Raw genomic sequence first — 18,265 nt, forward strand, 5'->3', positions numbered from 1 at the left:
TTGCACTCCGCCATCTGCCGGGCCTCTGTCATCCGTTGCGGTGAAGGCGGTCGCGCGCGGATACGCGACATTCGCATGACGCACGGTTCTTGTGGGGTGCCCGAAGGCCCAAGTAGCGTCTGTTCCTCGCACGTTGGACGTGGGATGTCCAGATGTCCAGACGCCGTGAAGGGCAGGTCGCACCATGCCGTCGAGTCTCCGTGCACGTCTCAGATCCACACGTTCCCTCCGTTCCTTACGCGTTCTCCTGGTGGCCCTGTGCACGGCTGCGGTGGCCACACTGCCCGCCGCGGGGCAGGCCGTTGCCGCGTCCGTGGACACCCCGGGAGCCGCCGGGGCCACCGCGAGCGGCTTCGAGCAACAGGTCCTGTTCAAGGCCGCCCAGGACCCGGGGTACGCGTGCTTCCGTATCCCGGCCGTCGTGGAGTCCAAGACGGGCACGCTGCTGGCCTTCGCCGAGGGCCGTGTCAACGACTGCGGTGACGCGGGCGACATAGACATCGTCGTCAAACGCTCCACCGACAACGGCCGTACGTGGGGCCCGCTCCAGGTGGTGAACGAGGGCGCCGGTGACACACACGGCAACCCCGCGCCCGTCGTGGACCGCGGGACCGGCCGCATCCTGCTCGCCGAGACCTACAACACCGGCCGCACCGACGGGCGCGGCTGTTCGGTGCCCTGTGACCGCACGCCTCACCTGCAGTACAGCGACGACGACGGACTGACCTGGTCGCAGCCGCGCGATCTGAGCGACGAGATCCTGCCGGAACACTGGAACTCCTGGTACGCGACCGGTCCCGTGCACGGCATCCAGCTCACCAAGGGCCGGCACAAGAACAGGTTGGTGTTCTCCGCCAACACCGAGACCTGGGACGGCACCCGGATCACCGCGAACCATGCCGCGCTGATCGTCAGCGACGACGGCGGCGACCAATGGAAGATCGGCGCCCGGGACTCCTATCCGATAGCGGCCGACGGCACGTTCCGCCAGAAGCCGTCCGAGATGACCCTCGCCGAGCGCGCGGACGGCGCGATCTACGTCAGCGGCAGGGAACAGGACGGCACCGACCTGGGACACCGCACGCACGCGGTCAGCCGGGACGGCGGCGACAGCTTCGCGGCGCCCTTCAAAGACATCCCGGACCTGTACACACCGCAGGTCCAGGGCTCCGTACTGCGAGTGGGCAAGCGACTGCTCCTCGCCGCCCCCGCCGACCCGGACCGCCGCCGCACCATGATGGTCCGCTCCTCCTACGACGGCGGCCGGACCTGGGACAGCGTGGACCGGGGCACCGTCGTCACCACGGACTGGTCCGGCTACTCCGACCTCGTCCAGGCCCCCGACGGCACCATCGGCCTGATGTACGAGGGCGGCGCGGTCGACGCGCGCGACGAGATCCGTTTCGCGCGCTTCACGAAGGACTGGCTGACCCCCCGTCGCGGCCCCGATCCGACGACCAAGGACCGGGTACACGGCGCCGACGACGCCGCCGTGCTCGGGGGTGCGGAGGTGACGGACGGACGCTTCGGCAACGCGCTGGCGTTCGACGGCACCGACGACGCCGTACGTCTGCCCTACAGCACCCGACTGCCGCTGGGCGCCAAGGAGTTCACGGCGTCCCTGTGGTTCCGCTACGACGCGACGACGGGTGAGCAGCCGCTGCTCTGGATGGGCGGGATCGGTACCACCCAGCCGCAGGTGTGGCTACGCGGTGAACCCGCCTCGAACCGGATCACCGGCCTCATCACGGCCCGGGACGGCGGGGCCGCGCCGCGCACGACGTCCGTGCGGACGACGGGCGCGTACAACGACGGCCAGTGGCACCATCTCGCCCTGCGCAGGGGTGGCGGACAGCTGTCGATGTTCCTCGACGGTACGGCGGTCGGCTCGGTCGCCGATGTCCCGGGCTCGGTCAGCCGCAACTCGCCGTTCGGCGTGCACATCGGCCAACGCATGGACAGCCGTGCCTTCTTCGCCGGCGCGATCGACGAGGTCCGGGTCTACGACCGGGCGCTGAGCGACGACGAACTCGCCGGGCTCCGCCCATCGGTGTCGGGGGTCGCGACGCGGGACACGGTGCTGTGGCTGCCGATGGACCATGTCACCGGCCGGCGTTAGCGCTCTGCTGTAGGACTGGGTACGGATGTAAGACCGGTGGGGAAGCTGCGGGCCGTCGGTGGCTGGTCGCGCAGTTCCCCGCGCCCCTTACGGGGCTCGGTACCGCACTTCAGCCGCCCTTCCGGGTACCCACCGGGAGGGCGGTGGCGCTTTCGCGCAGGGGTGAGGTCGGCTCCGGGTCGCGTGAGCGGCGTTTGGCGATGACCGCGCAGACCATGAGCTGCATCTGGTGGAACAGCATCAGCGGCAGGACCGCCAGCGACGCGTGCGCGCCGAACAGGACGCTCGCCATGGGCAGTCCGGCGGCGAGGGACTTCTTCGACCCGGCGAACTGGATGGCGATCCGGTCCCCGCGCCCGAAGCCGAGCCGCTTCGCTCCGTACCAGGTCAGGGCCAGCATCACCGCGAGGAGCACCGCCTCGACGCCGAGCAGCGCGAGCAGCCGCAGCGGGGTGACCTGGTGCCAGATGCCCTGGACCACGCCCTCACTGAACGCGGTGTAGACGACGAGCAGGATCGAGCCGCGGTCCACATATCCGAGGAGCTGCTTGTGCCGGGTGACGAAGGGGCCGAGCCAGCGCCGCAGCAGCTGTCCCGCGAGGAACGGCACCAGGAGCTGGAGCACGATCTTCCCCACCGAGTCCGCCGAGAACCCGCCGCCGCTGTTGCCGAGCAGCGCCGCCGCGAGCAGCGGGGTCAGCACGATCCCGGCGAGCGAGGAGAAGGAGCCCGCGCAGATCGCGGCGGGCACGTTCCCGCGCGCGAGTGAGGTGAAGGCGATGGACGACTGGATCGTCGAGGGGACGAGGGTGAGGAAGAGGAAGCCGCCGTAGAGGGCGGGCGTCAGGACGTACGGCACCAGGCCCCTGGCGGCCAGGCCGAGCAGCGGGAAGGCGACGAACGTGCAGGCGAGGACGGTGACATGGAGCCGCCAGTGGCGCAGTCCGTCCAGCGCCTCACGGGTCGACAGGCGTATCCCGTAGAGGAAGAAGAGGAGGGCGACGGCGCCGGTGGACGCGCCGGACGCGATGTCGGCGGCGGGGCCCCGGGCGGGCAGCAGCGCGGCCAGGCCCACGGTCGCGAGCAGCGCCACGATGTACGGGTCGAGCGGCAGCCGGGACGGCCACCGACGGCGGATGGTGCGCAGCATCGCTTCCTTGCTCTCGGTTCAGGTCGTGCCCTCTCGATGGTCCTCCTGATTACCTTGATCGGGAATCCGGCATACCGCACTCACTGTCATCACGTTCTGCGATGACCGGAGGTAGGCTCGCGGTATGTACGACCCCTCTCAACTGCGGACCTTTCTCGCCGTCGCGCAGACGTTGAGCTTCACGCAGGCGGCGCGTCGGCTCGGCCTTCGCCAGTCGACGGTGAGTCAGCATGTGCGGCGCCTGGAGGACGCGACCGGGCGCCAGCTCTTCACCCGGGACACGCACTCCGTGGACCTCACCGAGGACGGCGAGGCCATGCTCGGTTTCGCGCGCCGGCTCCTGGAGGTGCACGAGCAGGCGGCGGCCTTCTTCACCGGGACGCGGCTGCGCGGCAGGCTCCGGTTCGGCGCGTCCGAGGACTTCGTACTGACCCGGCTCACGGAGATCCTGGAGGCGTTCCGGCACGAGCATCCGGAGGTCGACCTGGAGCTGACCGTGGAGCTGTCCGGCACGCTGCACGAGCGGTTGGCGGCGGGCAAGCTCGATCTGGTGCTCGCCAAGCGGCGCCCGCAGGACACCAGGGGTGAGCCGGTGTGGCACGACCGGCTGGTGTGGATCGGCGCGGAGCGGCTGCGCCTCGACCCGGAGCGGCCGGTGCCGCTCATCGTGTATCCGCCGCCGGGCATCACCCGGGCGCTGGCCCTGGAGGCGCTGGAGCGGCAGGGCCGGCCGTGGCGCGTCGCGTGCACGAGCGGCAGCCTCAACGGGCTGATCGCGGCGGCCCGCGCCGGACTCGGGGTGATGGCCCACTCGCGCGGTCTGATCCCGCCGGGTCTGGTGCGGGTGCCGGAGCGTGCGGGTCTGCCGGAGCTGGGCAAGGTCGACTTCGTGCTGCTGCACGGCCGGGCGCGGGGGGCGGGGCGCGGGCGGGACGGCGGTACGGCGCCGGGCGCGGCGGACGCGCTGGCGGCGGCGATCCTGGCAGGCGGTGACCGGCTGCACCGGGCACCGTGAACGGCAGGTCCGGACGGTGAGCGGCAGGTCTGGACCGGAAGTGATCCTTCCGGCGTAGCACCCCGGTAACCGCCCCGTACAGATTCGGTGGAGGTTACGGCACCGAAACTTACCGAGCCGTCATGATTCTGTCCCGCCCCTCCCCTTGTGGCCGTATTTCACCGGCTGACCAGTGGATTTGCGCCACCCGGAGCCGCTGCGGCGACCCTCCCGCACCGGCGTCCCGTGGGGTACCGTCACGGCGCTGTGCGGAGCGGCACAAGGAGCATCATTGCGCGAGTTCACAACCCCTCCCCTGGCGCCGACCCCGCAGGGCGGGCTGGCCGACACCCTCTATGAACATGCCCTGGACAACCCGCGGCACATCGTCATGGGCCGCAAGGACGACTCAGGCGTCTGGCACGACGTGACCGCCGCCGAGTTCCGTGACGAGGTGCTGGCACTCGCCAAGGGGCTCCTCGCACAAGGGGTGCGGTTCGGAGACCGCGTGGCGATCATGTCGCGTACCCGCTACGAGTGGACGCTGTTCGACTACGCGCTGTGGAGCGTCGGCGCCCAGGTGGTGCCGGTCTATCCGACGTCGTCGGCGGAGCAGGTCTTCTGGATGCTGCACGACGCGCAGGTGTCGGCGGCGATGGTCGAGCACGAGGACCACGCGATGACGATCGCCACGGTCATCGACCGGCTGCCGAACCTCGGACGGCTCTGGCAGCTCGACGTGGACGCGGTCCGCGATCTGTACGAGGCGGGCGCGCACCTGGACGACGAGCTGGTGCACCGGCACCGCAGGGCCGTCACCCCGGACTCGGTGGCGACGATCATCTACACCTCGGGCACCACGGGCCGCCCCAAGGGCTGTGTCATCTCGCACGCCAACTTCATGTTCGAGGCGGACACGATGGTCGCGCGCTGGGAGCCGGTGTTCCACTCCCGGCGCGGCGACGAGGCCGCCACCCTGCTGTTCCTGCCGCTGGCGCATGTCTTCGGCCGGATGGTGCAGGTCGCCGCGGTCCGCGGACACGTCAAGATGGGCCATCAGCCGCAGCTCAACGCGGCGGCGCTGCTGCCCGATCTGGCGGCGTTCCGGCCGACGTTCATCCTGGCCGTCCCGTACATCTTCGAGAAGGTGTTCAACGCGGCCCGGCGCAAGGCGGAGCGGGACGGCAAGGAAGGCCCCTTCGACAAGGCCGTCGAGGTGGCGGTGCGCTACGCGGAGGCGCTGGAGGCGAAGGCGTTCGACACCGGGCCAGGGCCGTCCGCCGGGCTGCGGATGCAGCACCAGCTCTTCGACAAGCTCGTGTACGCGAAGGTCCGGGACGCGATGGGCGGCCGGGTGCGGCACGCGATGTCCGGCGGCTCGGGGATGGACCGCACGCTCGGCCTGTTCTTCTGCGGCGCCGGGGTCACCATCTTCGAGGGGTACGGACTGACCGAGACCACGGCGGCGTCGACCGCGAACCCGCCCGAACGCACCCGGTACGGCACGGTCGGCCGGCCCATCCCGGGGGTGACGGTGCACATCGCGGACGACAGCGAAGTGTGGCTGCGCGGCGACAACGTGTTCCAGGGCTACCTCAACGACCAGAAGGCCACCGACGCGACGCTGCACGACGGCTGGCTCGCCACCGGTGACCTCGGCGCCCTGGACGACGACGGGTATCTCACCATCACCGGGCGCAAGAAGGAGATCCTGGTGACCTCGGGCGGCAAGAGTGTGTCGCCCGCGCAGTTGGAGGAGCGGGTGCGCGACCACCCCTTGATCGCGCAGTGCATCGTCGTCGGCAACGACCGGCCGTACATCGCGGCGCTCGTCACGCTGGACGGCGAGGCCGTCGAGCACTGGCTGACAATGCGCGGCAAACCACAGCTCACGCCCGCCGAGTTGGTGCGGGACCCGGATCTGGAGACCGAGGTGCGGCGCGCGGTCGTCGCCGCGAACACGCTGGTGTCCCAGGCCGAGTCGATCCGGACGTTCCGGATCCTGGCCCGTCAGTTCACCGAGGAGCACGGGCTGCTCACCCCGTCGCTGAAGCTGAAGCGCAAGGCCATCGAGCAGGCGTACGAGACGGAGGTCGCGGCCTTGTACCGGTCCTGACTCCGCCACGCTCCCGATGTCACCAGTAATCCCCCGCACCGGTTCACCGGTGCGCCCTGGAATGCGGCGCGGCACGTGATCGTTGACGATGGGAGTCACACCCGACGACGTGAAGGATCAAGAGCCAGTGAGCAAGGTCCCCCCGATCATCCTGAACAACGGTGTCGAGATGCCCCAGCTCGGCTTCGGTGTCTGGCAGGTGCCGGACGACGAGGCGGAGACGGCGGTCGCCACGGCGCTGGATGCCGGATACCGCAGCATCGACACCGCCGCGATCTACGGCAACGAGGAGGGCACAGGCCGGGCCATCGCCGCCTCCGGGGTCGCCCGTGACGATCTGTTCGTCACGACGAAGCTCTGGAACGCCGACCAGGGATACGACGAGACGCTGCGCGCCTTCGACACCTCGCTGGAGAAGCTGGGCCTGGACCGGGTCGACCTGTATCTGATCCACTGGCCGACCCCGGCCAGGAACCGGTACATCGACTCGTACAAGGCGTTGGAAAAGATCCTCGCGGACGGCCGGGCCCACGCCATCGGTGTCTCCAACTTCGAGGTGGAGCACCTGGAGCGGCTGATCGACGCGACGTCCGTCATTCCGGCCGTCGACCAGATCGAACTGCACCCGTATCTCCAGCAGCGCGCGGCCCGTGAGTACCACGGGGAGCAGGGCATCACCACCGAGGCATGGTCGCCGCTGGGCTCCGGCAAGGGCATCCTCGAAGTGCCGGCGATCATCGCCATCGCCCAGAAGCACGGGCGGAGCCCGGCCCAGGTCGTGCTGCGCTGGCACATCCAGCTCGGGAATGTGGTCATCCCCAAGTCCGTGACCCCGTCGCGGATCAGGGAGAACATCGAGGTGTACGACTTCGAGCTGGACACCGAGGACATGGCGGCGATCAGCGCGCTCAACGAGAACCGGCGGCTGGGCCTGGACCCGTCGACGTTCAACTCGGCCTGAGCCAAGGCAACTTGATCCGTAGGGCGACATCACTCGCCCGACGGTTCCTCCAGAACAACCAGCCCTCCTTCAGCCCTCCTTGGTCGCCGTGTGGAAGGTCTGGGCGGCGAGGAGGAAGGCGTCCGGGCGGTGGTGCAGGCTCGCCGGGTCGGTCGGGTCGAGGAGGTGGTCGAGGACGGCCCGGTCGTCCTCGGCGAGTCGGTCCGCCAGGGCCTCGCGGCGCCGGGTGAAGGAGGCGACGGCGTGTTCGCGGGCCGGCCCTGACAGCGGGGCGGGCAGGTCGAGGAGGAAGGTGCGGGTGCCGGAGGGGCGCAGTCCGGCGGCGCTGAGCAGGGCGGGCCAGTCCTCGGTCTCGTCCTTGGCGCCGGGCAGCGCGGCCCGCATCTCCGTGAACGCCTCGTCCTCGGCGGCGTCCAGCCGACTCTGGAGCCCGGGACGTCCGATCCCGATGTCTCGGGGCAGGACGCGTGCGGGGAGGCCGCCTTCGAGGAGCGCGAGCAGTCCGCCGGGGGCGAGCACTCCGGCCAGCGCGGTGAGTCCGGCCCGCTGATCGCCCACGTGGTGCAGCGACTTGCCCACCCAGAGCAGGTCGGCGGGGTCCAAGGTGTCGAGTCCGGACGGGAGTTCGGCGCGGTGCGTGCGTACCCGTTCGCCAAGACCGGTGCGCGCGGCCCGCGCCCGGGTTCGTTCGAGAAGCGGTTCCTCGGCGTCCACGGCGACGACTTCGGCGCCCGGGAACGTCTCGGCGAGCAGACAGGTGACGACACCGGGACCACTGCCCACGTCCACGATCCGGCGGGGCGCGGGCCGATTCTCCGCGAGCCAGGCCGCCGCCCGGGTGTACGTCGGCGAGGTGATCTCCGCGTGACGTTCCAGGAGACGGGCCATCGCGACCCAGTCCGGGTGGGTGTGGTCGTGGGGGTGGGTGTGGTGCTGCGCCATGGCTGCGGGCCGCCTTCCGTCGGGTACGCGCTCGCGTACGGGGCGCGTCTCGCGCCGGTACCGGGTCAGGGTGCTCGCGGTCGCCGCCATGCGGCAAGGAACCTTGCCGGTCCGGCAAATCACCGGCAGGGCAGGACCCGCGCGCCGAGAAATCCGTGTGCGTTCCGGGCGGTCCGGCCGACACGATGGGCCCATGACTGCCGACGCGATGGTGAGCCGGTTCCTCGAAGACGGCTTTGTGAAGATCGAGGGGGCTGTCGCGCCCCGGGTCGCCGAGCACTGCGCCCGGCTGCTCTGGCGGGAGACCGGCTGCGACCCGGACGACCCGTCGACCTGGGAGAAGCCGGTGCACTGGGTGAGCGACATGGCCATGGGGCCGTTCGCCGCCGCCCCCAACTCGCCTGTGCTGCATGAGGCGTTCGACCTGCTGGTCGGCCCCCGCCGCTGGGTGCCCCGCTATTCGCTGGGGAGTTTCCCGCTGCGCTTCCCGCACCCCGACGAGCCGGACGACGCGGGCTGGCACATCGAGGGCAGCTATGCGCACGAGGGCGAGACCTGGCCGTACACGAATCTGCGCTCCCGGGATCGGAGTCTGCTGATGCTGTTCCTGTTCAGCGAGGTCGGCGAGGCGGACGCGCCGACCCGTATCCGCGTGGGATCGCACCTGGACATGCCCAGAATCCTCGCACCGTACGGCGAGGAAGGCGTGTCGGGTCTGGAGATCGCGGCGGAGATCGACGCGGCGTCGGCGCACCGTCCGCTCGCGTATGCCACGGGCCGGCCCGGTGATGTGTTCCTGTGCCACCCGTTCCTGGTGCACGCGGCGCAGCCGCACCACGGCAGCCGCCCCCGCTTCCTGGCACAGCCCCCGCTGCACCCGGCGGTCCCGTACGAACTGGAGCGTGCCGACGGCGCCTACTCGCCGGTGGAGCGGGCGATCCGGGCGGGGTTGGCCGCATAGCGGGCGGCGAGTTCCCGCACCGTCCCGGCCATCCGCCGGCGCAACTCCTCGGGCGCGACGACCTCGATGTCCGTCCCGAGACCGAGGAATGTGTCGTGCGCGTGGTCGACGGACTCGATGGGCAGCACGGCACGCGTCCAGCCGTCGTCCTCGGCGCGGCCGGTCGCCTCGGCGGCGCGCGCCGCGGCTCCGCCGAGCCGCGCGAGCCCGCGCGGTGACAGCCGCACGACGGCCTCGCCCTGGTGCAGCCGCGCGTGGAAGTCCCGCTGGTACGCCGTCCAGAACGCCGCCAGATCGAAGCCCGCGGGACGCTCGAACCCCTCGGTGGGCGGGTCGAGTCGGAGGATCTGGTCGACGCGGAACGAGCGGGGCGCGCCGGGTGCCTCCGGGGTGCCGGACGCGGCGACGACGTACCAGCGGCCCGCCTTGAGGACGAGCCCGTACGGCTCCAGGCGCCGTTCGACCTCGGTGGGCTCCTTCCAGCGGCGGTAACGGACCCGCAGAACCCTGCTGTTCCAGACGGCGTCGGCGACGGCGGTCAGATGCGGGACGTCCTCGTCGGGCGCGTACCAGCCGGGGGCGTCGAGATGGAAGCGGGCGCTGATCCGGTCGGCGTGCGCGGCCAGTTCGCCGGGGAGGGCCGCCCGCACCTTGAGCTGGGCGGCGGTCAGCACCGGGCCGAGCCCGAGCCGGGCCGCCGCGTCGGGCGCCCCGGACAGGAACAGGGCCTCGGCCTCCCGGACGGTGAGCCCGGTGAGACGGGTGCGGTACCCGGCGACGAGCCGGTACCCCCCGGCGTGCCCGGACTCGCCGTAGAGCGGGACGCCCGCCGTGTGCAGGGCCTCCACATCGCGGTAGACGGTCCGTACGGACACCTCCAGCTCGGCGGCGAGCTGGTCGGCGGTCATCCGGCCCCGGTTCTGGAGCAGAAGCAGCAGGGAGACGAGTCGGTCGGCGCGCACCGGCCCAGTATCCGCCCCCGGCTTCCCTGACAGAAGGTGTCAGGGGAGGAGCCCTAACGTGCGGGCATGGCCTTCACCGAGAAGTTCCTGACCGTTCCCGCACCGATCGAGGTGGCCGGCCGTCGGATCAAGCGCTACCACGTCACCGCCGAGCCGGGCGGGATCGCGCCGGACGTGGAGAAGGCGGCGTACGCGATCCTGCCCGAGCTGCTGCCCGAGCCGGACGGCACACCGCCCGCGACCTTCGTGGTGCTGCACCGGGGCGGCGACGACGGCGCGTATCTGAACGCGTACAGCTGGGTGTGGGACAACGTCCTGCACTACCGCAACGCCGCCGCCGGGCAGCCGGTGCTCGGCTGCCCCGACCGGGATCCCACGCACTTCGTGGTGCCGTCCCTGCCGTGGATCGGCTGCGTCTGGGAACTGCCGCCGATCGGCCATGAACGGAACGCCTGGGTACGGCACATCCTCACGCCCGACGTGCCCGACCTCGACGCCTACCTCACCGACACCCTCGCCGAGGGCACGACAGGAGACCGCTCATGACCACCGCCCACGACTTCGACTTCCTGCACGGCGACTGGACGATCAGGAACCGCCGGCGCGAGAACTACCTCGACCCGTCGAGCGGCTGGCAGGAGTTCCCGGCGACGCACCGCTGCTGGGCCCTGTTCGACGGTGCGGCGAACGTCGACGAGATGGACTGCCCGAGCCAGGGGTTCAAGGGGGCGACGCTGCGCCTGTTCGACCCGGCGGCGAAGGAGTGGTCGCTGTACTGGTCGTCCAGCCGGACCGGCACCCTGGAACCGCCGGTCAGGGGCGGTTTCGGCGACGACGGGCGGGGAGTCTTCGAGGGCGACGACAGCTATGCGGGCACGCCGATTCGGGTCCGCTTTCTGTGGCTCCAGGTCACACCGACGTCGGCGCGCTGGGAGCAGGCGTTCAGGACCGATGAGGACGGCGACTGGCTCACCAACTGGATCATGGATTTCACCCGGGTGTAGGCCCGTACCGACCGCTCGACCCCCGGCGTCACGCACGCAGATACGCGAGGACCGCCAGCACCCTGCGATGGGTGTCGTCCGCCGGGGGCAGGTCCAGCTTGGTGAGGATGCCGCTGATGTGCTTGCCCACGGCCGCGTCGGACACCACCAGCTCGCGGGCGATCGCGGCGTTCGACCTGCCTTCGGCGATCAGGGCCAGGACCTCCCGCTCACGCGGGGTGAGCCGCTCCAGCGGATCACGGCGGCGGCGCAACAGTTGGCGGACGACCTCGGGGTCGACGACGGTGCCGCCGTCCACGAACTCCTCGACCTGCCCCACCCGGTCCTTCAGCAGATAGCCGACGCCCGTGCCGTCACCCGAGTCCAGCAGATCCGCCGCGTACGCCCGCTGGACGTACTGGCTGAGTACCAGGACGGGCAGCGTGGGCCGCTTCTCACGCAGCCGCACCGCCGCGTGCAGTCCCTCGTGACGGTGGTCGCGGTCGGCGGGATCCTCGGCCTCCTGGTCGCGGGGATCAATCTGGCGGGGATGTGGGGCGCGCTGGGCCAGCTGTCGGTGCGGACCACGCCCGCGATGCCCTGGACGGCGGTCGGGGCGGCCGTGGGCGCCTGCGCGGTGCTCGCCGTCGTCGCGTCCGTCGTACCCGCCGCACTCGCCCTGCGGCGCGGGGTGGCGGAGCAGGCGGGCGTCCGCGACTGACTCACGCTCGGCGGCGCGTCTGGCCTGAACCAGAGGCCGTGGATCCCGATCGGTGTCGGCGCCGTCCACCGCGTACCGTCGAGGTATGACGACCGCCGCACCCGCCGCCTTCGGCTCCCCGACCGCAACCGCCCCTACGGCCAAGGGAATCGGCCCGCTGCTGCGGAGCTGGCGGGAGCGGCGCCGGGTCAGCCAGCTGGAACTGGCGCTCCGCGCGGACTCGTCGGCCCGCCACATCAGCTTTGTCGAGACCGGCCGCTCCCGCCCCAGCGAGGACCTGATCCTGCGGCTCGCGGACCACCTCGACGTCCCGGTCCGTGAGCGCAACGCCCTGCTGCTCGCCGCGGGCTACGCGCCCCGGTTCCCGGAGACACCCCTGGACGACCCGGCGCTGTCCGGGCTGCGCGCCGGGCTCGACCAACTCCTCCAGGGCTATGAGCCGTATCCGGCCGTCGTCGTGGACGCCACCTACCAGGTGGTGGCCGCGAACCGTGGTATCGCGATGCTCCTGGAGGGCGTCCCCGAGTGGCTGCTCGCGCCGCCGCTGAACTCGATGCGGCTCACCCTGCACCCGGAGGGCCTGGCACCCCGGATCCGGAATCTGCCCGAGTGGCGGGGCCATCTGCTCGACCAGATGCGGCGGCAGATCGCCCTGGACCGCTCCGACGCGCTGCGCGACCTGTACGAGGAGGTCGCCGCGTATCCCTTCGCGGACGGCCAGGACTCCTCGGAAGGCGCCGATCAGCCGGTCAGCGCCCCGGCGGTGCCCTTCGCGCTGCCCCTCCGGATCGAGCACGACGGGCGGGTGCTGTCCTTCGTGTCGTCGATCTCCACCTTCAACACGCCGATGGACGTGACTGTCGCAGAACTGGCCATTGAGACATTTGTCCCGGCGGATCCGGCCACAGTCACCTATCTTCGGGCACTCGGGACATGACCGGAACGTTAGTTTCCACGTGAAAGCCGGAGTGCCCCCGGACAGTAGCGGGGCCATGACAGACTGCGCGGGGATCGGCGCATGGGGAGGCGTGAAGGTGAGTGAACGGCGGCCGGCGCCGACCGTGGGTCAGGTAGTGCTGGGCAGACGTCTTCAGGAACTCCGGGAGTCGAAGGGACTGACCCGGGAGGAGGCGGCGGGCGCCCTGCGCGTGACCGCCGCCACGGTCCGCCGTATGGAGACCGCCGAGGTCACCCTGAAGGTCCCGTACGTACAGGTCCTGCTGATGTCGTACGGCGTGTCGGAGCACGAGGTCGACGGATTCCTGTCCCTGGTGGAGGAGGCCAACCAGCCCGGCTGGTGGCAGCGGTACAGCGATGTGCTGCCCGACTGGTTCAGCCTCTACGTCAGCCTGGAGGGCGCGGCGCAGGTCATCCGCGCCTATGAGCCGCATTTCGTGCCCGGACTCCTCCAGACCGAGGACTACGCCCGCGCGGTGATGACCGCCGGGACGCTCGGCCAGCGCAAGCCCGGCGAGATCGACCGGCATGTCGCGCTGCGGATGGACCGTCAGGAACTGCTCAGACGCCCCGAAGCGCCGCATCTGTGGGTCGTGATGGACGAGACGGTACTGCGCAGACCGGTGGGCGGACCCGCGCTGATGCGGGAGCAGGCACAGCGGCTCGTGGAAGCCGCCGAGGAACCCCGCATCACGCTCCAGATCGCCGAGTTCGCCCGGGGCCCGCACCCGGGGACGTACGGGCCCTTCGCGCTGTTCCGCTTCGCGGAGCCGGAGTTGCCGGACCTCGTGTACAGCGAGTTCCTGACCGGCGCGGTGTATCTCGACGCGCGGCCCGAGGTGGTCACGTATCTGGAGGTCCTGGACCACATGTCCGCACTGGCCGCGTCGACGGACCGCACGATAGAACTCCTGCGGGACTACCGCGACTCGTGGGATACGTAAACGCGTACGTAAGCGTTTACGCGGCCCCGGCGCCCCCTTTGGTGTCCCGCTCGTCCCGCTCGTCGTCCACGATCTCCGCGTCGACCACACCGTCGTCGTCGCCGCGCGAATCGGCGGGCCCACCGGCGTCGCCCGTACCGTCCGTACCGGCCTGCGGGGCGCCCCCGCCGCCCGACGCCGACGCGTACATGGCCTGGCCCATGCGCTGGCTCACCGCGGCCAGTTTCTCCACGCCTCCGCGCAGCGCGGCCGTGTCGGCCTCGTCCGAGAGAAGCGTCTTGAGTTCGCTGACGGCGTCGCCGACCTCGTTACGGGTCTCCGCGGGGATCCGGTCCGTGTTGTCCTGGAGGAACCGCTCGGTCTGGTAGACGAGTTGCTCGGCCTGGTTGCGGGTCTCGGCGGCCTCGCGGCGCCGGTGGTCCTCCTCGGCGTACTGCTCGGCGTCGCGCATCATCCGGTCGATGTCGTCCTTCGGCAGCGCGGAGCCGCCGGTGACGGTCATCTTCTGCTCGCGCCCGGTGGCGAGGTCCTTGGCGGAGACATGCATGATCCCGTTGGCGTCGATGTCGAAGGCGACCTCGACCTGCGGCACCCCGCGCGGCGCGGGCGGCAGCCCGGTGAGGTCGAAGACGCCGAGCTTCTTGTTGTACGCGGCGATCTCGCGCTCGCCCTGGAAGACCTGGATGCCGACGGACGGCTGATTGTCGGCGGCGGTGGTGAAGATCTCCGAACGCCGGGTGGGAATCGTGGTGTTGCGCTCGATCAGCTTGGTCATGATGCCGCCCTTGGTCTCGATACCGAGGGACAGCGGGGTCACGTCGAGCAGCAGGACGTCCTTGACGTCGCCGCGGATCACACCGGCCTGGAGAGTGGCGCCGAGTGCGACGACCTCGTCCGGGTTGACGCCCTTGTGCGGGTCCTTGCCGGTGAGTTCCTTGACCAGGTCGGTGACGGCGGGCATCCGGGTGGAGCCGCCGACGAGGATGACGTGGTCGATCGCGGCGAGTTTGACGCCCGCGTCCTTGACGGCCTGGTGGAAGGGGGCCTTGCAGCGCTCCAGGAGGTCCGCGGTGAGTTCCTGGAACTGGGCGCGGGTCAGCTTCTCGTCAAGGTGCAGGGGGCCTTCGGCGGACGCCGTGATGTAGGGCAGGTTGATCGTGGTCTCGGTGGACGAGGACAGTTCGATCTTCGCCTTCTCGGCGCCTTCGCGCAGCCGCTGGAGAGCCATCTTGTCCTGGGCGAGGTCGATGCCGTGCCCGTTCTTGAACTGCTTCACCAAGTGGTCCACGATCCGCTGGTCCCAGTCGTCGCCGCCGAGCAGGGTGTCGCCGTTGGTGGCCTTCACCTCGATGACGCCGTCGCCCATCTCCAGGAGCGAGACGTCGAAGGTGCCGCCGCCCAGGTCGAAGACGAGGACGGTCTGTTCGTCGCCTTTGTCGAGGCCGTAGGCGAGGGCGGCGGCCGTGGGCTCGTTGATGATGCGCAGCACCCGCAGTCCGGCGATCTCGCCGGCCTCCTTGGTGGCCTGGCGCTGGCTGTCGTCGAAGTAAGCGGGCACGGTGACCACGGCATCCGAGACGTCCTCGCCGAGATATGCCTCGGCGTCCCGCTTGAGCTTCTGGAGGACCCGCGCGGCGAGTTCCTGCGCGGTGTAGCGGGTGCCGTCGATGTTGCCCTGGTCGGGGAAACGCCAGTCCGGGTCGCCCATGTGGCGTTTCACGGAGCGCGCGGTGCGCTCCACATTGGTGACGGCCTGCCGTTTGGCGACCTCGCCGACGAGGACGTCACCGTTCTTCGCGAAGGCGACGACGGACGGCGTGGTCCTGGCGCCTTCGGCGTTGGCGATCACCGTGGGGTCGCCGCCCTCCAGGACGGCCACCACCGAGTTCGTGGTCCCGAGATCGATCCCGACCGCTCGCGACATGTCCGTTCCCCTTCCGGCCCACCGGGTCTCTCACTCCTTCCATCACAAAACTTGAGTGCGCCACTGTCAACCCCACGGCTGGGACATTCCCTCGCACGAGACCGCGACCGGCGCTCGGTGGGCCGTGTGGCCCGCGCCCGGAAACAGCGCGGTGCCGCGGCTCCCCCGAGGGGAACCGCGGCACCGCGGAGGCCGTACGGCGTCAGGCGAGCTTCGCGGACAGCGTGATCGTCGTCCCCGTGAGTGCCTGGCTGACCGGGCAGTTCTTCTTGGCGTCCTCGGCCGCCGCGACGAACGCGTCCTCGTCGAGACCGGGCACGGTGCCCTCGACGGTGAGGTGGATCCCGGTGATGCCCTCACCGGGCTGGAACGTCACATCGGCCGAGGTCACCAGCTTGGTGGGCGGGTTACCCGCACCCGCCAGGCCGTGCGACAGCGCCATGGAGAAACAGCTGGAGTGCGCGGCGGCGATCAGCTCCTCCGGGCTGGTCTTGCCGTTCGCCGCCTCGGCCCGGGAAGGCCAGGACACCGGCTGGTCGCCGATGCCGGAGGAGTCGAAGGTGACGACGCCGTTGCCCTGGAGGAGGTTGCCTTCCCACACGGTGTGTGCGGTGCGCGTGGTTGCCACGATGAATCCCTTTCGGTTCAGGACCCGTTGCCGGGTTCCGTGTCCACCATCCGACCACATCCGGCGTCAGCGCACGCGGAAGACGGGTCCCTGCGGCGTGAACGGCAGGGACGCGCCCTGCGGCACCAGGTAGGCGTGCTCGCGGCGGATCCGCAGCACGTCGCACCACCCGTCGGTGATCACCAGAACCGGTGCGGCGGCGGGAAAGTCGTCGGCGCGGCGCAGCAGATCGATCGCCGGTTGCAGGACGGTGCCGCCACGGCCCCTGACCCGGACCCGCCCGGCGATGTCCTCGACCGGGACGTATCCCGCGTCGTGCGGGGCCGCGTCGCAGAACACGACCCGCGCGGCCGGTACGTCGCGGGCGGCGGCGTACGAGGCGATGGCGCCGAGAGCCTTGCCGAGCAGGGTCGAACCCATCGACGCGGAGGTGTCCAGGACGACGCCGAAGGTGCAGCGGGCGATCTCCTCGGGCGGGAAGTGGCGCCCCGCGCGCGGGATGTCCGGCGTCGCGGCCTGGCGGCGAGCGGGGCGCGCGTAGCGGCGGACGGGGACCGGGCGGGGCACGAACTCGTCGAACCAGCGTGCCAGTCGGGCGTCCCACGGCAGCGGCGGATGGCTGAGCGCCCGGATCTCCTCGACCAGTCCCGCGGGCAGCAGACCGCGCTCCTGGCGGTCGTGCAGATCGAAGCCCTGGACCAGGCCACGGCGGTAGAACTCGTCCAGGTCGACGTAGTCCGCGGGCCCCCGGACCAGTGGCTCGCCGAGAATGTCACCGCGCCCCTTGCCGCGCGGCGTCGCCAGGCGGCGCATCCGGCGCAGGTCACCGGCGATCCGGTCGTACACCTCCTCGGCCGACAGACCGGCCAGGTCCAGGTCGTACAGCAGCCCTTCGGGCATCTCGCCGATGCGCATCTCGCGCAGCCAGCCGTTGATGACGTAGTCGGCGGCGACATTGAAGAGGTACGGGTCGCGGGCGCCGCACCGGTCGCCGTGCCGCAGCGCGGCGTGCAGCATCTCGTGGCCGAGGATGAACCGCCACTCGTCGTCGGTGTGCCGCCTCAGCGGATTGACGTAGATCTCGCCCGCCCCGGCGTTGACGGCGGCCACGGAGATGTCATGGGCGCGGGCGAGTTCGGCGTCGGCGACGAGGGTCATCCCGGCCGCGATCCCGCCGAGCAGCGGGTACGACGACACGAACCAGTTGAGCGCCTCCTGCCAGGGGCGCGGTACGGTCCTTCCGCCGTGCAGGGTGTCGCGGCGCCCGCCCGCCATGTCCATCGCGGCGGACATGGTGCGGGTGAGGGCGTGCGCGAACGCGGTCTGCCAATCGGGCGCCGGATGCTGCCCGTAGGCGTCCCAGCGCACGAGGAGCTGGTCCGGGTCGGTGCCCGCGGTGCCGCAGTGCTCGTATCCGGAGGGGATGCCGTCGCGGCGCCAGCGCGCGGCGAGTTGCTCCTCGTCGCCCCCCGGATAGCTGTCGGGCAGGTCGTCCGGGCGGCGGCCGACGGGGAAGGTGAGCAGGAAGCGGTTGACGACGGCGCAGCGGGCCGCCAGGTCGTAGCGGTCCGGCGCGGCGCGCGCTTCGCGGGCGGCCGGCACATGGCCGAAGCCGAGATGGATCACGCCGTGCGCGAGGGCCCACGCCCACTCGGCGGGCTCGGCGCGACGGGTCGGGTGGACGTGCAGGGTGCCGTTGGAGTCGACGGTGAGCAGGCCCTGCGCGGGGTATTGGCGGCACTGCTTGGAGCGGCAGGTGGAGGCGTCAAGGGCGGCGACGGCGGGGTTGCTCCACGCCTGGCGCAGGCCCGCCGCGAACGCCTCGGCAGCCGGGTCCTCCTGAGCGGCCTTGCCCTTGCCTTTGGCCCCGCCCCTGCGCGCGCGGGCGCTCATCGCGGGCCGA

At 71.0% G+C, this 18,265-nt stretch carries 16 protein-coding genes and 1 pseudogene; 10 read left to right on the forward strand and 7 right to left on the reverse strand.

The window, feature by feature from the left end:
• The first annotated feature begins 184 nt into the window (after positions 1 to 184).
• Complete coding sequence (locus ACFVT5_RS21740) at positions 185 to 2,119, forward strand: exo-alpha-sialidase (RefSeq protein ID WP_389890208.1); 1,935 nt, start codon at positions 185 to 187, stop codon at positions 2,117 to 2,119.
• Positions 2,120 to 2,228: 109 nt separating this feature from the next.
• Here the strand turns inward: ACFVT5_RS21740 and ACFVT5_RS21745 are convergent, their stop codons facing one another.
• Positions 2,229 to 3,269: a bile acid:sodium symporter family protein gene (locus tag ACFVT5_RS21745; protein ID WP_389890210.1), complete on the reverse strand. Its 1,041-nt coding sequence runs from the start codon at positions 3,267 to 3,269 to the stop codon at positions 2,229 to 2,231.
• A gap of 124 nt (positions 3,270 to 3,393) precedes the next feature.
• Between ACFVT5_RS21745 and ACFVT5_RS21750 the strand changes: the two genes are divergently transcribed.
• The 3 genes from ACFVT5_RS21750 to ACFVT5_RS21760 all read left to right on the forward strand — a co-directional run bounded on the left by ACFVT5_RS21750 (position 3,394) and on the right by ACFVT5_RS21760 (position 7,340).
• Positions 3,394 to 4,284 (forward strand): LysR substrate-binding domain-containing protein, encoded by an 891-nt coding sequence (locus tag ACFVT5_RS21750; protein ID WP_389890213.1) that lies wholly within the window; start codon positions 3,394 to 3,396, stop codon positions 4,282 to 4,284.
• Between the two features lie 271 nt (positions 4,285 to 4,555).
• Positions 4,556 to 6,379 (forward strand): AMP-dependent synthetase/ligase, encoded by a 1,824-nt coding sequence (locus ACFVT5_RS21755; protein WP_389890216.1) that lies wholly within the window; start codon positions 4,556 to 4,558, stop codon positions 6,377 to 6,379.
• A gap of 88 nt (positions 6,380 to 6,467) precedes the next feature.
• The gene (locus tag ACFVT5_RS21760) at positions 6,468 to 7,340 is read left to right on the forward strand and encodes an aldo/keto reductase (protein ID WP_389890219.1); all 873 of its coding nucleotides are present in this window, start codon (positions 6,468 to 6,470) and stop codon (positions 7,338 to 7,340) included.
• 69 nt (positions 7,341 to 7,409) lie between these two features.
• Here ACFVT5_RS21760 and ACFVT5_RS21765 read toward each other — a convergent pair whose 3' ends face one another.
• On the reverse strand, positions 7,410 to 8,282 hold the full coding sequence (locus ACFVT5_RS21765; protein WP_389890734.1) for a class I SAM-dependent methyltransferase: 873 nt from the start codon (positions 8,280 to 8,282) through the stop codon (positions 7,410 to 7,412).
• A gap of 193 nt (positions 8,283 to 8,475) precedes the next feature.
• Between ACFVT5_RS21765 and ACFVT5_RS21770 the strand changes: the two genes are divergently transcribed.
• Positions 8,476 to 9,243 (forward strand): phytanoyl-CoA dioxygenase family protein, encoded by a 768-nt coding sequence (locus tag ACFVT5_RS21770; protein ID WP_389890222.1) that lies wholly within the window; start codon positions 8,476 to 8,478, stop codon positions 9,241 to 9,243.
• Here the strand turns inward: ACFVT5_RS21770 and ACFVT5_RS21775 are convergent.
• Positions 9,198 to 10,205, reverse strand: a complete 1,008-nt coding sequence (locus ACFVT5_RS21775; protein ID WP_389890225.1) for a helix-turn-helix transcriptional regulator — start codon at positions 10,203 to 10,205, stop codon at positions 9,198 to 9,200. The genes ACFVT5_RS21770 and ACFVT5_RS21775 overlap by 46 nt on opposite strands.
• 66 nt (positions 10,206 to 10,271) lie before the next feature.
• Here ACFVT5_RS21775 and ACFVT5_RS21780 point away from each other — a divergent pair, with 66 nt between their 5' ends.
• Both ACFVT5_RS21780 and ACFVT5_RS21785 read left to right on the forward strand, forming a co-directional pair.
• Positions 10,272 to 10,751, forward strand: a complete 480-nt coding sequence (locus ACFVT5_RS21780; protein WP_389890228.1) for a hypothetical protein — start codon at positions 10,272 to 10,274, stop codon at positions 10,749 to 10,751.
• Entirely contained in the window at positions 10,748 to 11,209 is a 462-nt protein-coding gene (locus ACFVT5_RS21785) for a hypothetical protein (RefSeq protein WP_389890230.1), read from the forward strand. The genes ACFVT5_RS21780 and ACFVT5_RS21785 overlap by 4 nt, the downstream gene beginning before the upstream one ends.
• Positions 11,210 to 11,237: 28 nt before the next feature.
• Here ACFVT5_RS21785 and ACFVT5_RS21790 read toward each other — a convergent pair.
• Positions 11,238 to 11,675 (reverse strand): annotated as a pseudogene (locus ACFVT5_RS21790) (DNA-binding response regulator); the annotation flags it as partial.
• Here ACFVT5_RS21790 and ACFVT5_RS21795 point away from each other — a divergent pair.
• The 3 genes from ACFVT5_RS21795 to ACFVT5_RS21805 all read left to right on the forward strand — a co-directional run bounded on the left by ACFVT5_RS21795 (position 11,664) and on the right by ACFVT5_RS21805 (position 13,810).
• Positions 11,664 to 11,909 (forward strand): hypothetical protein, encoded by a 246-nt coding sequence (locus tag ACFVT5_RS21795; protein WP_389890783.1) that lies wholly within the window; start codon positions 11,664 to 11,666, stop codon positions 11,907 to 11,909. The pseudogene ACFVT5_RS21790 and the gene ACFVT5_RS21795 overlap by 12 nt on opposite strands.
• A gap of 85 nt (positions 11,910 to 11,994) precedes the next feature.
• Positions 11,995 to 12,846 carry a helix-turn-helix domain-containing protein gene (locus ACFVT5_RS21800; RefSeq protein ID WP_389890233.1) on the forward strand — a complete coding sequence of 284 codons (852 nt, stop codon included), beginning with the start codon at positions 11,995 to 11,997 and terminating at the stop codon, positions 12,844 to 12,846.
• Between the two features lie 97 nt (positions 12,847 to 12,943).
• Complete coding sequence (locus tag ACFVT5_RS21805; protein ID WP_389890236.1) at positions 12,944 to 13,810, forward strand: helix-turn-helix domain-containing protein; 867 nt, start codon at positions 12,944 to 12,946, stop codon at positions 13,808 to 13,810.
• A gap of 16 nt (positions 13,811 to 13,826) precedes the next feature.
• Here the strand turns inward: ACFVT5_RS21805 and dnaK are convergent, their stop codons facing one another.
• From dnaK to ACFVT5_RS21820, 3 genes are all read right to left on the reverse strand, one after another.
• Positions 13,827 to 15,734 (reverse strand): molecular chaperone DnaK, encoded by a 1,908-nt coding sequence (dnaK, locus tag ACFVT5_RS21810; RefSeq protein ID WP_389890239.1) that lies wholly within the window; start codon positions 15,732 to 15,734, stop codon positions 13,827 to 13,829.
• Between the two features lie 202 nt (positions 15,735 to 15,936).
• Entirely contained in the window at positions 15,937 to 16,362 is a 426-nt protein-coding gene (locus ACFVT5_RS21815) for an OsmC family protein (protein ID WP_389890242.1), read from the reverse strand.
• A 66-nt stretch (positions 16,363 to 16,428) separates the two neighbouring features.
• A complete protein-coding gene (locus ACFVT5_RS21820; RefSeq protein ID WP_389890245.1) occupies positions 16,429 to 18,255 on the reverse strand; it encodes a hypothetical protein in 1,827 nt (608 codons plus the stop codon).
• Positions 18,256 to 18,265 lie beyond the last annotated feature (10 nt).

The sequence above is a fragment of the Streptomyces sp. NPDC058001 genome, from assembly GCF_042886315.1.
Classification (GTDB): Bacteria; Actinomycetota; Actinomycetes; order Streptomycetales; family Streptomycetaceae; genus Streptomyces.

Bases quoted from the DNA above. Each gene is read 5' to 3' on its own strand.
- ACFVT5_RS21760 (WP_389890219.1), top strand. From the start codon at position 6,468: ATGGGAGTCACACCCGACGACGTGAAGGATCAAGAGCCAGTGAGCAAG.
- ACFVT5_RS21820 (WP_389890245.1), bottom strand. From the start codon at position 18,255: ATGAGCGCCCGCGCGCGCAGGGGCGGGGCCAAAGGCAAGGGCAAGGCC.
- ACFVT5_RS21800 (WP_389890233.1), top strand. From the start codon at position 11,995: ATGACGACCGCCGCACCCGCCGCCTTCGGCTCCCCGACCGCAACCGCC.
- ACFVT5_RS21770 (WP_389890222.1), top strand. From the start codon at position 8,476: ATGACTGCCGACGCGATGGTGAGCCGGTTCCTCGAAGACGGCTTTGTG.
- ACFVT5_RS21740 (WP_389890208.1), top strand. From the start codon at position 185: ATGCCGTCGAGTCTCCGTGCACGTCTCAGATCCACACGTTCCCTCCGT.
- ACFVT5_RS21785 (WP_389890230.1), top strand. From the start codon at position 10,748: ATGACCACCGCCCACGACTTCGACTTCCTGCACGGCGACTGGACGATC.
- ACFVT5_RS21765 (WP_389890734.1), bottom strand. From the start codon at position 8,282: ATGGCGCAGCACCACACCCACCCCCACGACCACACCCACCCGGACTGG.
- dnaK (WP_389890239.1), bottom strand. From the start codon at position 15,734: ATGTCGCGAGCGGTCGGGATCGATCTCGGGACCACGAACTCGGTGGTG.
- ACFVT5_RS21750 (WP_389890213.1), top strand. From the start codon at position 3,394: ATGTACGACCCCTCTCAACTGCGGACCTTTCTCGCCGTCGCGCAGACG.
- ACFVT5_RS21780 (WP_389890228.1), top strand. From the start codon at position 10,272: ATGGCCTTCACCGAGAAGTTCCTGACCGTTCCCGCACCGATCGAGGTG.
- ACFVT5_RS21745 (WP_389890210.1), bottom strand. From the start codon at position 3,269: ATGCTGCGCACCATCCGCCGTCGGTGGCCGTCCCGGCTGCCGCTCGAC.